The sequence below is a fragment of the Stenotrophomonas sp. 1278 genome, assembly GCF_029892765.1.
Classification (GTDB): Bacteria; Pseudomonadota; Gammaproteobacteria; order Xanthomonadales; family Xanthomonadaceae; genus Stenotrophomonas; species Stenotrophomonas indicatrix.
Genome location: NZ_JARXWD010000009.1, coordinates 78,636 through 91,826, shown reverse-complemented (window position 1 = coordinate 91,826; position 13,191 = coordinate 78,636). Strand labels below are relative to the sequence as shown.

Below are 13,191 nucleotides of genomic sequence, written 5' to 3'. Positions count from 1 at the left end.
GCCGGGATCTGACGCGTGGAAGGGATCAGAAGTGCATCTGCGCGCGAAGTTCGAAGATCTCCGGGGTGCTGCGCACACCGCGACGGCTGGCGTCGACCTTCACGTAGTTGGCCTGGAACTTGAAGTGGCTGGTCAGGTACCAGTTCGCGCCCAGGGTCAGGTCGTGCTGGCGGCCACCGAGGATGCTGCCGTCGTCCAGGTCCAGGCGGCTGTAGCGGGCCACCAGTTCCACCGCACCGTAGTCGTGCGCCGGCTTGATGTTGGCAACGGCGCCGGCGTTGTACGGGCGTGATTCGCCGGTCAGCACCCAGCTGGCCATCGCGTACTGGCCGTGGCCGGTGTAGTCGGGCTTGCCATCATTGCGGGTGACGGTGGCCTGCAGCGCTTCGGCCTGCAGCGAGAACGGACCGCGGATCCAGATGCCTTCCAGGCCGGTGCGGCGGATCTGGTCGGCGGTGACCAGCGCCCCCGAATCGACCAGGCGGATGTCGGTCAGGCCGGCTTCCGGACGGGCCCGCAGGCGCGCGCTGGCTTCGTGGTGCACGTCGCGGCCATCGTGGTAACCGCGCGGATTTTCCTGCGAATAAGCCAGGCCGAGGTGGATCACATCGCCCGGTGCCTTCACCGGCGTCCACACCGCACGCACCGCCTGGGTGGTGCCGGGGTTGTCGCCCTGCAGGTCCTTGCCGCCATAGGCGCCGGCCTGCAGCAGGTACTGCGGACGCTCCAGCACCCATTCCACGCCGGTGCGGCGGCCTGCGTAGAACGCCTGCACGGGCAGCGCGGTTTCGAGGAAGCTGCCCGCGCGCGAGGAGGTGTTGGCATCCAGGCCGACCGGGGTCTTCATATAGCCGAAGCGGAAGCGGCCGACATCGCGGCCGAAGAACGCCTTGCTCTCCAAGCGCACGAACACGTCCAGCCAGGTATCGGCCTGGAAATCGTAGTAGACCATCGCGTCGTACACGCCCTTCTTTTTCAGGGTCGCGCCGAACTCCTTGCGACGCACCGCATCGTCATCCTCGATGCCGCTGGCGGACGAGAAGTCGTTGTAGTCGTAGGCGATGTTGGCGGTAGCGGCCAGCTCGGTGCCGTCGCCGAAGGCGTACTTGGTCGGCCAGTTGTCGAAATCCGCAGCGGATGCGAAGGCGGGGAGGGCGGCCAGGGAAAGGGCCAGCAAGGTGGGAATCGGGCGCATGGGTGGTGCGGCTCTCTCGGATTGCGTGTGGACAGGACAACAACGGCCGCGATGGCCGGAACTTTCGCAATGACGCGCCCGGCCGTTCAGGTCGGGCCACCGGCGTCCCCGCGATCAGGGGTGCGGCGCCAGTGTAGGCAGCGCAGCCACCTGAACCGGGGGGCTAGTACCAATAGGTTATCTGCGCCGGCGTGCCCGGCGCGTACAAAGGCGTCCATTGGTCGCACCCCTGCGCCTGCAGTCACGGGGCGTGCGGTCAGTTTCCACGGTAACGGTTCCCGTGCATTTCCGGGGCCGTACGTGCCTGAAAACGCCCCTTCCGGAGTCCGCCATGCACATCCCGACCGCTGCGCCGGTGCCCAGCAAGCCGTTGCCGCTCTACCGCCAACTGTATTTCCAGGTGATCGTGGCGATCGTCCTGGGTGCTGTCCTCGGCCACTACGAGCCGCTGATCGGCGAGAAGATGAAGCCGCTCGGCGATGCCTTCATCAACCTGGTGAAGATGATCATCGCCCCGGTGATCTTCCTGACCATCGTCACCGGCATCGCCGGCATGACCCACCTGCGCACGGTGGGCCGGGTGTTCGCCAAGGCGATGGCGTATTTCCTGTTCTTCTCCACGCTGGCGCTGATCGTCGGCATGATCGTGGCGCACGTGGTGCAGCCCGGCGCCGGCATGAACATCAACCCGGCCGAGCTGGACCAGACCGCGGTGCACAGCTATGTCGAGAAGTCGCACGACCTGACCCTGGTCGGCTTCCTGATGGACATCATCCCGAAGACGCTGATCAGCGCCTTCGTTGACGGCAACATCCTGCAGGTGCTGTTCGTGGCGGTGCTGTTCGGCATCGCGCTGGCCTCGGTGGGCGAGAAGGGCAAGCCGATCCAGAACTTCCTGGAAGCGCTGGTCGCGCCGGTGTTCAAGCTGGTGCACATCCTGATGAAGGCCGCGCCGATCGGTGCCTTCGGTGCCATCGCCTTCACCATCGGCAAGTACGGCGTCGGCTCGCTGGTCAACCTGGCCTGGCTGGTCGGCTCGTTCTACCTCACCGCGTTCCTGTTCGTTGCGGTGATCCTGGGCGTGGTCTGCCGCCTGTGTGGCTTCTCGGTGTTCAAGCTGGCCCGTTACCTGAAGGCCGAGCTGCTGCTGGTGCTGGGCACCTCGTCGTCGGAGTCGGCGCTGCCGTCGCTGATGGAGAAGATGGAACGTGCCGGCTGCAGCAAGTCGGTGGTCGGCCTGGTGGTCCCCACCGGTTACTCGTTCAACCTGGACGGCACCAACATCTACATGACCCTGGCCGCGCTGTTCATCGCCCAGGCCACCAACACCGAGCTGACCCTGGGCCACCAGATCGCGCTGCTGCTGGTGGCGATGCTCAGCTCCAAGGGCGCTGCCGGCGTCACCGGTGCCGGCTTCATCACCTTGGCCGCCACCCTGGCGGTGGTGCCGGAAGTGCCGGTGGCCGGCATGGCGCTGATCCTGGGCGTGGACCGCTTCATGAGCGAGTGCCGCTCGCTGACCAACTTCATCGGCAACGCGGTGGCCACGGTGGTGGTCTCGCGCTGGGAAGGTGCGCTGGACCGCGACCGCCTGAAGCTGGCGCTGGATGGTCGCGAAAGCGAACTGCCGCCGCCGGTCGATGCCGTGCCGCTGGCGATGACCGAGGCGCTGCCCGCCAAGGGCTGATCCGGGTGTGTGGTACTGCGGGGCCGGTCACGACAGTGGCACGGCCCCGCAGCGTTTCAAGGCGTCCCACGGCTGTCATCGCCAGCGCCGAAGCTGTGCTCTGGTAACGTCGCATACGCCATGGAATTGTGCGGTCGCAGCATCACTGCGACAGCATAGCGACAGGTCCGACCGCTCCAACGGGGGTATGATCCCCTGTCCCTTCTGCCCATTCATGTAACCCACATCGATGTCCAACGAAGATTTCAAACAGGCCGCCCTCGATTACCACCGGATGTCTCCGCCCGGCAAGATCAAGGTTTCCGCTACCAAGCCCATGCTGACCCAGCGCGACCTGTCGCTGGCGTATTCGCCGGGCGTGGCGTACGCCTGTGAAGCGATCAAGGCCGATCCGCAGCAGGCCAGCGAGCTGACCGCCCGCGGCAACCTGGTGGCGGTGATCTCCAACGGCACCGCGGTGCTGGGCCTGGGCAACATCGGCGCGCTGGCCGGCAAGCCGGTGATGGAAGGCAAGGGCGTGCTGTTCCAGAAGTTCGCCGGCATCGATGTGTTCGACATCGAAGTGGACGAGAACGACCCGGACAAGCTGGTCGACATCATCGCCTCGTTGGAGCCGACCTTCGGCGGCATCAACCTGGAAGACATCAAGGCACCGGAGTGCTTCATCGTCGAGCGCAAGCTGCGCGAGCGCATGAAGATCCCGGTGTTCCATGACGACCAGCACGGCACGGCGATCATCGTCGGTGCTGCGGTGCTGAACGCCATGGCGATCACCGGCAAGAAGATCGAAGAAGTGAAGCTGGCGACCACGGGCATGGGCGCGGCCGGCATTTCCTGCGTGAACATGCTGGTGCAGCTGGGCCTGAAGCCGGAGAACATCCTGGCCTTCGACCGCGAAGGCGTGATCCACACCGGCCGTACCGACCTGGACCCGGAAAAGCTGCGCTATGCGCGCGACACCGACAAGCGCACCCTGGCCGAGATCGTCGATGGCGCGGACATCTTCCTGGGCCTGTCGGCGCCGGGCATCCTGACCGCCGAGATGGTCAAGACGATGGCGCCGGACCCGGTGATCTTCGCCCTGGCCAACCCGACCCCGGAAATCATGCCGGAACTGGTGCGCGCCGCGCGTCCGGACGCGATCATCGGTACCGGCCGTTCGGACTACCCGAACCAGGTCAACAACGTGCTGTGCTTCCCGTACCTGTTCCGCGGTGCGCTGGACGTCGGTGCGACCGCGATCAACGAGGAAATGAAGATCGCCTGCGTGCGCGCGATCGCCGCGCTGGCCCGCCGCGCCGCCACCGACATGGGCTCTGCCTATGGCGGTGAGACCCCCAGCTTCGGCCGCGAATACCTGATCCCGCGTCCGTTCGACCGCCGCCTGCTGGTGGAGCTGTCGGCCGCCGTGGCCCAGGCCGCAATGGATTCGGGCGTGGCCGCCCGTCCGATCGCCGACATGGAAGCCTACCGGCAGAAGCTGTCGCAGTTCGTCTACCGCACCAGCCTGATGATGAAGCCGGTCTACGATCGCGCGCGCAGCGACAAGCAGCGCGTGGTGTATGCCGAGGGCGAAGAAGAAGTGGTGCTGCAGGCGGTGCAGAACGTGGTCGACGACGGCCTGGCACATCCGATCCTGATCGGCCGCCCGGAAGTGATCGAATCGCGCATCGAGCGCCTCGGCCTGCGCCTGAAGATCGGCGAGAACATTGAAGTCACCAACATCAATGACGACCCGCGCTTCAACGAATACTGGCAGTACTACCACGGCCTGACCGGCCGTCGTGGCGTCACCGTGGCCGCTGCCAAGAACCTGATGCGTTCGCGCCCGACCCTGATCGCTGCAGTGATGGTGGCCCGTGGCGAAGCCGATGCGATGCTGACCGGCATCGTCGGCCGCTTCCACAAGAAGCTGGGTTACGTGCGCAGCGTGCTGCCGCTGGAATCGAAGGTCACCTCGACCTCGGCGATGACCGGCGTGATCAACCAGCAGGGTGTGTTCTTCTTCGTCGATACCCATGTGCAGGAAGACCCGACCGCAGAGCAGCTGTGCGAAGCGACCCTGCAGGCCGCTTACCGCATGAAGTTGTTCGGCGTCGAACCGAAGGTGGCACTGCTGTCGCACTCCAACTTCGGCAGCCACGATTCGAAGGATGCGCTGAAGATGCGCCAGGTGCGCGAGCTGCTGCTCAAGCGCAACCCGCGTCTGAACGTGGACGGCGAAATGCAGGGCGACACCGCATGGGATGAAGCCCTGCGCCAGAAGCTGCTGCCGGGCTCGACCCTGCAGGGCCGTGCCAACCTGTTCGTGCTGCCGAACCTGGAAGCGGCCAACATCGCCTACAACCTGGTGCGCGTGTTCACCGATGGCGTGGCGATCGGTCCGATCCTGATGGGCGTCAACAAGCCGGTGCACATCCTGACCACCAGCGCGACCTCGCGCCGGATCCTGAACATGACCGCGATCGCCGCGGTTGATGCGCAGATCCGTAAGCAGATCGAAGCGGAAAAGAAGGCATAAGCCTTCGTTCCGCTGCGATCTGCAGAAACGCGCCCCACGGGGCGCGTTTCTGTTTCCGCAACGCGGAAACGGTAGTGCCGGCCGCTGGCCGGCAACCGCGCAGCGCGGCGCTTCCCGTATTCCGCCGGGCATGGCCCGGCGCTACCGGAGAAGCAGCGCGGAAACGGTAGTGCCGGCCGTTGGCCGGCGAGCGCGCAGCGCGGCGCTTCCTGTATTCCGCCGGGCATGGCCCGGCGCTACCGGAGAAGCAACGCGGGAACGGTAGTGCCGGCCGTTGGCCGGCGAGCGCGCAGCGCGGCGCTTCCCGTGTTCCGCCGGGCATGTTCCGCCGGGCATGCCCCGGCGCTACCGGAGAACTGCAGCCGCCCGGTAATCGCCCTGCAACCTCGCTGCGGCCCAATACGCCCACGCGGCCTGGCCGTGGGAAGGGACCGGACCGGCCTTCCCACTCTGGGCCCGACCAACTTTCCATGGGCGGAGCAGTGTCATGCGCAGTCGAGTGAGCAAGCGGTATTTCCAGCAGTTGTTCGCGCTGTACGCCGGCTTCGTGCAGTCGCGTTGAAAGCCGGGGCATCGCCCCGGCGTCGAGCTTACCGCCGCTTCGCGCGTCGCGCGGGCGGCGGCGCAGGGGCCGGGGAGCGCGGCTTGGCATACTCCGCCCACAGCGCCGGCAGGGTCTTGCCGGTGTGCTTCTGCCACAGCGCCGGTGCATAGCGCCCGTCGCGCAGATCCTTGTCCAGTGCCAGCACCAGTCCCGGGTGCGCCGCTTCGGCCCACTTCAGGAAGGCACCGGTCACCCGGTAGCCGCTTTCCACCGTCTGGCCCTGGCTCAGCTTGTCCGGCAACGCCCAGCCGGCAGCGGCGTTGTTCATGCCGTAGCGATCGCGGGCGTAGTCGGCGATGCCCTCCACCAGCCAGCCCGGCACGCGCTTGTCGCCATAGCTGGGGTAGCCCTGCACGATGTGCATCGCTTCGTGGGTGACCAGATCGATGTCATCCGGGTGCTGGACCAGCCAGCCCGGATTGATCGTGATCGTGCTGGCCTTGTCCTTGTCGCCGACGAAGGCGACGCCGTTGTACGCCGGATCGATCACGATGCGCACTTCGTTCGGCGCGGCCGGGCGGAAGTCCGCACGCTCGCGCAGGTAAGCAAAGTAGAACGTATCGATGATGCGCTTGCGCACCGGCGCGGCCAGCGCGCCGGTGGCATCCTGGTAGTACAGGGTCACCCCGTCACGGCTGACCTGGCCATCGAAGGCCTGGGTCTGCGGTTGTGCGTGGCTGAGGCTGGGAAATACAAGGGCGGCAAGAGCGAGGGGGAGCAAACGTAGGCGCATGGACGTCATTGTAGGGGGGAGGGCGCCAACAGTTCGATCTCGGCCAGCTGCAGGCGCCCCGGCGCAGCCAGGCGCAGACGGTACTCGGCGTAGCGTGAGGGCGAGGCGATACGGAACGGGCGGGTCTGCCGCGCCGAGGTGAAGTCTTCGCCGCGTCGCTGGTCCAGCGTTACCCAGCGCCGGTTGCCGGCACGCGCTTCCAGCGTCCACTCACCGCCACGGATCGTGCCGTCACCGCTGGTCAGCGTGTACATCGTCGGTACGCCATCGCCCACGTGGCTCAGTGCGATGGTCACGCCGCCGCCCAGCGGCACGGCCGTGTTGGCATCGTCGTCGATCAGCGCGGGCAGGGCACGGCCATCAGCCAGTGCCGCCTGCGCGCCGTTGCCGAGCAGATCGTGCAGCAACTGCGGGCGCTGGCCACGGGCGGTCAGCGAGCGCGGTACATCATCCACGCCGCTGCCCCAGCGTGACGGCTGCGGGCCCATCACGAAGTCCAGGGTTGCACCCTTGGCGATCACTTCGTGCGGCACCCAGGTTTTGCTCCACGGCTTGCCGTTGATCTTCAGCGACTGCACGTACACGTTCTCCGGCGAATTCTGCGGTGCATTGACGGTCAACACCGCGCCGCCCTGCAGCTCGACGCGCGCATGCTGGAACGCTGGCGAACCAATCACGTACTCCGGCGCACCCATGCGCAGCGGATACAGGCCCAGCGAGGCCAGCACGTACCACGCCGAGGTCTCGCCGTTGTCCTCGTCGCCCGGATAGCCCTGGCCGATCTCGCTGCCGACATACAGCCGCGACAGGATCTCGCGCACATGCTGCTGGGTCTTCCACGGCTGCCCGGCATACAGGTACATCCACGGGATGTGGTGTGCCGGCTGGTTGCTGTGCGCGTACATGCCCATGCGCACGTCGCGCGCTTCGGTCATCTCATGGATGGTGCCGCCGTAGGAGCCGGCGAATGCGGCGTCGGCGGTTTCCGGGGTGGCGAAGAAGGTATCGAGCTTGGCGGCCAGCTTGTCGCGGCCACCGTACAGCGCGGCCAAGCCTTCGCCATCGTGCGCGGCGGTGAAGGCGAACGTCCAGCCATTGGACTCGGTGTAGTCGTGGCCCCACACGCGCGGGTCGTAGTCCTTGGCCTGCAGGCGCCAACTGCCATCGGGCCTGCGGCCCTGGAAGAAGCCGGCGGCCGGATCGAACAACGTCGCGTAGCTGCCGGCGCGGTGGCGGAAGTAGTCGGCCTCGGTGGCGTAGCGTTCGCGTGCGGACGGTGTGGTCGCGCGCTTGGCCAGGGCATCGGCCATGTTGGCGATGCCGAAATCATTGAGCGCACCTTCCATCGTCCACGACATGCCTTCATGCACGTCGGCGCTGGCATAGCCGCGGAACGTCGAACGATCCATGCCCTTGCGGCCGACGTGGCGGTCCGGTGGCACCACGGTGGCGTTCTTCAGCGCTGCGGCGTAGGCCTCTTCCGGATCGAAGCCACCGATGCCCTTCAGCCACGCATCGGCGAAGGCGACGTCCGAGCTGGTGCCGACCATCAGGTCCGCGTAGCCCGGCGAGGACCAGCGCGCGACCCAGCCACCGGCGCGGTACTGCTCGATGAAGCCCTGTACCAGCTGCCCGGCATCATCCGGGGTGAACAGCGCATACGCCGGCCAGGTGGTGCGGAACGTGTCCCAGAAGCCGTTGTTGACGAAGACCTTGCCGTCGCGCACCGGTGCGAAGCTGCGCGTCGCGCTGCCGTCGGTGTTGTCATCGGCGGCGCTGGCCTGGCTGGCATAGCGCCACTCGGGCGCGGCGGCGGTGCCCACATTCTCGTGGCCGGAATTGGGGTACAGGTACAGCCGGTACAGGCTGGAGTACAGCGTGGTCTTCTGGTCGTCACTGGCATTGCCGATGTCGAAACGGGCCAGGCGTGCATCCCACGCATCCTGTGCGCGTCCGGCCACGCTTTCCAGCGTATCGGCGGCGGCGATTTCCAGTGCCAGGTTGTGCCGCGCCTGCTCGACGGAGATCAACGAGGTGGCGATGCGCATCGTCACCCGGCGCTCGCTGCCTGGGTCGAACTTGATGTAGCCGGTCGGGCGGCCGGTGCCGATCTGGCCGCTGCTGCGCCACGGCCTGTCGAAGCTGGCCACCACGTACATGCGGGTGGCGCCGTTGGACAGGCCGCTGCGGGTATCGGTGTAGCCGGTCAACGTCTGCGTGGCGGCATCGAGGGTGAGTCCGCCGCGGGCATCGACGTTGTCGAACAGCAGGTTGGCGTCGCCGCCTTCGGGGAACTCGAAGCGGAACAGCGCGGCATGGTCGGTGGGGGCGATGGACGCGGCGATGCCGTTGTCGAAGCGCACGTCGTAGCGGTACGGGCGCGCGTTTTCCTGCGTGCGGTCGAAGGACAACGCCCGCTTGCTGCGGTCCGCTTCGGGCACACCGCGCGTGGCGGAGGGCATCACCTGGAAGGTCTGGCGGTCGCCCATCCACGGGCTGGGCTGGTGGCTCAGCGCCAACGCCTGCAGCTGCGGCCGGTTCTTCGCATCGTTCTGCTCGTTCCAGCGGTACAGCCAGTTCAGTGCGCCGGCATCGGTCACCGGCGTCCAGAAGTTGAAACCGTGCGGTACCGCAGTGGCCGGGAAGTTGTTGCCGCGCGAGAAGGTGCCGTTGGCCTGGGTTCCGCGCGTGGTCAGTACCCAGTTGGAGACCCGCTGCGGCGCCTGCCGTGGCTGCACGTCCAGGCGCACGTCGTCGATCCAGCCCGACACAGGCGCGCCATTGGCGCTGGCCACCTCGAGCTCGATGGCCAGCACGCGGCGGCCCTTCAGCGCCGGCATGTCGCCCAGCCTGACCGCCTTGCGCGCCCACTGCTGCGGGTACAACGTCTTCGAATCGCCCTGCGCCCGTGCGCCCAGCGCTACGCCGTGCTGGTCGCGCGCGCCGCTGGCGGAGACGCGGCTGCCATCGTCCAGCAGCAGGTCCAGCGAGACATAGGTGGAGGCCACGGTGTCCTTGCCGACGATCTCCGGCAATACCAGCCAGGACAGCGTGGTGTCGGTGTCGATGGGCAGATCGGTCTTGAACAGTTCGCGGCGTGCCTGGCCGCCACTGGTGCTGTAGTGCAACGCATGCAGGCCGCTGTAGCCGACGTTGCGCTTGGCCGCGTACGGCGCGCCGGGGCCACTGCCGACGTCGATGGACAAGGTGCCATCGGACCTGGCCGGTGCCGGTTCGCCCGGCTCGAAGGAGGTCTGCAGCCCTTGCGCCAGCACCGGCGTCGCAGTGGTCGCACAGGCCAGGGCCAGGGCGAGCGGAAGCAGGGCGCGGCGCGGATCGTACAGGGTCATGCAGGGTCTCCCGGTAGGGCAGGCGGCAGGCAGAACCCGCATCGGCGAACACCACGGACAGCATCGCCCCGTCCGCCGCAGGGCAGTCGGGAGGCGATGCAGGTCCGGTGGGGGGCGGGCCATGCGATCGGGTCAGGAATGGATCGCTGCCGATGCTGCAACAGCCGGCAGCGCCCTGACAAGTGCCATTTAGTTCGATCCAAATGCGGGGAATTCGAACGACGACCGATTCCGCGCGGAACTGACTGGCCTGCCTGGGATTTCCCGCCGATGGGGCAGGGCGACGGCGGCGCGGGAGGGGCAGGGCGGTCGCACGTGGCTGCACCGGCGAAGGCTGCAAGCGGGCCGCCGCGCGCAGCGGCCACGCCGCGCACGGTGTTTGCCGGGCCCAGATGCTAGAATCGCAGGCCTCGCAATCCGTTCATCGACATCCGCCATGAGCCATACCGCCACCGCGCCCGCCAACGCCGAAAAGCGCTACACCGTGCACCGCAGCGATCTGCCGCTGAGCTGCCCGACCCCGGAAATGGCGCTGTGGAACTCGCATCCGCGGGTGTACCTGCCGATCGAAGACGAACCCAACGGGCAAGCGCAGTGTGCTTACTGCGGCGCCGTGTTCGTGCTGGCCGACTAAACGGCTGCCCCCTCGATGCGCCGATTGACCGTGGTGCAGTTGCTGCCGGCGCTGCACTCCGGCGGTGTCGAGCGCTCGACCCTTGAAATCGCCGCGGCCCTGGTCGCTGCCGGCCATCGCGCGCTGGTGGTGTCCGCTGGTGGTCGCCTGGTGCAGCCGCTGCTCGACAGCGGTGCCGAGCACCTGACCCTGGATATCGGCCGCAAGTCGCTGCTGACGCTGCGCCATCTGCCTACCCTGCGTCGCCTGTTCACCGAAGTGGGCGCCGACATCGTCCACGCCCGTTCGCGCCTGCCGGCGTGGCTGGGGCTGTACGCGATCCGTGCGATGCAGCCGGCGCAACGCCCGCATTGGGTGACTACCGTGCATGGGCTGAATTCGCCCAGCCGCTACAGCGCGGTGATGACCAGCGGCGAACGCGTGATCTGTGTGTCCAACAGCGTGCGCGACTACGTACACACGCATTACCCGACGGTGCCGCACGACAGGCTGCAGGTGATCCCGCGCGGGGTGGATGTCAGCCAGTTCCCGCGCGTGGCACGCGCTGATCGGCGCCCCCGGCTGGCGCTGGCGGCCGACTACCCGTGGCTGGCCCAGGTCGACGGACCGCTGTTGATGCTGCCCGGTCGCGGCACCCGCCTGAAAGGCCACGCCCACGCGTTGCAGCTGCTTGCCGATGTCCGTGCAGCAGGCGTGCCGGCACAGTTGTGGATGCTGGGCACCGACGAGCCTGGCCGGGAAGCCTATGTGGCAGAGCTGCGCAGGCAGGCGGCCGCACTGGGCGTGACCGGGGCGGTGCACATCAGTACGCCGACTGCGCGCATCGCCCAGGCGTACGCCGCCAGCGATCTGGTGCTGCAGCTGTCGGACAAACCGGAAGCTTTTGGTCGCACCGTGGTCGAAGCGTTGTCGGTCGGCCGCCCGGTGCTGGGTTGGAACCATGGTGGGGTCGGCGAACTGCTGCAGCAGCTGCAACCCAGTGGCGCAGTGCAGTTGGGCAATGCGCAGTTGCTGGGTGAACGTGCGCTGGCCCTGTTGGCACAGCCGCCGTCGCTGCCGGGCCGTATCCCGTTTACCCTGCAGGCCATGCAGCGCGATACCCTCCGTCTTTATGCCGACCTCGCTGGCTGACGCCACGCCGCCCCTGCGCGATGAGCGCGCCGGCCGCTGGGCACCTTGGTGGGTGCTGGCCTACGTCGCGTTGTGGCCGCTGCCGGGTATCGCCGAAACAGTGCTGGGCCTGGGGGCGTTGTACGCCGCCGCACGCATGGTCATCCGCCGGGTGCAGCATCGCCCTCATCTGCTGAGCCCGGCAGCGTGGGCACTGACATCGATTCTTTTCCTTGGCTACTGGTTGCCGCAGGCCTTCTCGGCCTTCGATGCCGTGGACCCTTCGGCGTCGTGGACCAAGGCTGCGGCCGGGCTGCGCTATCTGCCTTTCATGTGGCTGGTGGCGATCGCCGCGGCCAACCCGCAGCGGCGGCGCCTGACCTTGGGTGGGTTGGCGGTGATCACCGGCCTGTGGACGCTCGATGCGCTGGTGCAGGCACTGGCAGGCACCAGCCCCTGGTTCTGGTCGCTGCAGCAGATCAAGCTGGCCATCAGCGGCAATGCATTGTGCCCGGCTGAAGAAGCCGCGCTGGCCGACCGTCTCAGCGGCGCGCTTGGGCCGTGCAACCTGAAATTCGGCCAGGTGCTGGCCAGTCTTTCGCCGTTCCTGTTGTTGCCGGTGGCGCGCCGTTTCGGCAATGCGGGCTGGTTGCTGGCCGTCGCCGCGGTGGGCGTGGTGCTGCTGCTGGCCGGCTCGCGTGCCTCATGGATCACCTTCGGCCTGGTGGTCGCCTACAGCGGCGTGCGCCAACTGGGATGGAAGCGGCTGGGCCTGCTCGCGCTGGTGGGTATTCTCTCGGCGAGCGTACTGGCCGCCAGCGTGCCGCAGCTGCGTGAGCGTGTGGCGCGAACGGCAATGGCCTGGGACGGTGGCGAGGATGGGGTCGAGCAGGCCCTGTCCGGCCGTACCCGCATCTGGAGCGCGGCGGCCTGCATGATCGAAGCACACCCGATCAATGGTGTCGGTGCACGTGGCTTCCGCGATGCCTATCCCCACTGCGTTGCGGATGAAGGACCGGCGGTGTGGGGCACCATGCCCGCGCTGCACGCCCATCAGATCGTGCTGGAGATCCTGGCCGAGACAGGTGTGCTGGGGCTGCTGCTGTGGCTGGCGGCGGTGGCACAGGCATGGCGGGCATGGCGTTTCGCCCCGGCCCCGGCGCGCGAACGTGCACGCCCGGCAATGCTGGCACTGGCGGTCACCGTGTTCCCGCTCAATACGCACCTGGCGTTCTATTCCGCGTTCTGGGGCGGCTTGACCGTCCTGCTCGCCGCGCTGTTCGTCGGCACGTTGCTGGCGCGCGAACCGGACGATCAGCCGGGCGCCGGGTAATTTCCGCATCCACGCATGGCGTGG

The 13,191-nt window shown here is 67.5% G+C and carries 8 protein-coding genes; 5 read left to right on the top strand and 3 right to left on the bottom strand.

Annotation, left to right across the window (positions count from 1 at the left end):
• Window positions 1-25 precede the first annotated feature (25 nt).
• Window positions 26-1,195, bottom strand: coding sequence for a porin (locus M2299_RS10720; protein ID WP_025874124.1), 1,170 nt, complete (start codon window positions 1,193-1,195; stop codon window positions 26-28).
• A 331-nt stretch (window positions 1,196-1,526) separates the two neighbouring features.
• Between M2299_RS10720 and M2299_RS10715 the strand changes: the two genes are divergently transcribed.
• Window positions 1,527-2,882 carry a dicarboxylate/amino acid:cation symporter gene (locus tag M2299_RS10715; RefSeq protein ID WP_025874125.1) on the top strand — a complete coding sequence of 452 codons (1,356 nt, stop codon included), beginning with the start codon at window positions 1,527-1,529 and terminating at the stop codon, window positions 2,880-2,882.
• A gap of 229 nt (window positions 2,883-3,111) precedes the next feature.
• Window positions 3,112-5,403 (top strand): NADP-dependent malic enzyme, encoded by a 2,292-nt coding sequence (locus M2299_RS10710; RefSeq protein ID WP_025874126.1) that lies wholly within the window; start codon window positions 3,112-3,114, stop codon window positions 5,401-5,403.
• 590 nt (window positions 5,404-5,993) lie between these two features.
• Here M2299_RS10710 and M2299_RS10705 read toward each other — a convergent pair.
• Together M2299_RS10705 and M2299_RS10700 are read right to left on the bottom strand one after the other, a co-directional pair.
• Window positions 5,994-6,749: a basic secretory protein-like protein gene (locus M2299_RS10705; protein ID WP_032951610.1), complete on the bottom strand. Its 756-nt coding sequence runs from the start codon at window positions 6,747-6,749 to the stop codon at window positions 5,994-5,996.
• Window positions 6,746-10,090 carry a GH92 family glycosyl hydrolase gene (locus tag M2299_RS10700; protein WP_280884325.1) on the bottom strand — a complete coding sequence of 1,115 codons (3,345 nt, stop codon included), beginning with the start codon at window positions 10,088-10,090 and terminating at the stop codon, window positions 6,746-6,748. Before M2299_RS10700 ends, M2299_RS10705 begins: the two co-directional genes overlap by 4 nt.
• A 436-nt stretch (window positions 10,091-10,526) precedes the next feature.
• On the opposite strand from M2299_RS10700, the gene M2299_RS10695 reads away from it, so the two are divergent.
• Genes M2299_RS10695 through M2299_RS10685 form a run of 3 tightly spaced genes read left to right on the top strand, consistent with a single transcriptional unit; the run spans window position 10,527 to window position 13,167 of the window.
• Window positions 10,527-10,724: a zinc-finger domain-containing protein gene (locus tag M2299_RS10695; protein ID WP_025874129.1), complete on the top strand. Its 198-nt coding sequence runs from the start codon at window positions 10,527-10,529 to the stop codon at window positions 10,722-10,724.
• A 15-nt stretch (window positions 10,725-10,739) separates the two neighbouring features.
• A complete protein-coding gene (locus tag M2299_RS10690; protein WP_280884324.1) occupies window positions 10,740-11,855 on the top strand; it encodes a glycosyltransferase in 1,116 nt (371 codons plus the stop codon).
• Complete coding sequence (locus tag M2299_RS10685) at window positions 11,836-13,167, top strand: O-antigen ligase (RefSeq protein ID WP_280884323.1); 1,332 nt, start codon at window positions 11,836-11,838, stop codon at window positions 13,165-13,167. The genes M2299_RS10690 and M2299_RS10685 overlap by 20 nt, the downstream gene beginning before the upstream one ends.
• The last annotated feature ends 24 nt before the right edge of the window (window positions 13,168-13,191 follow it).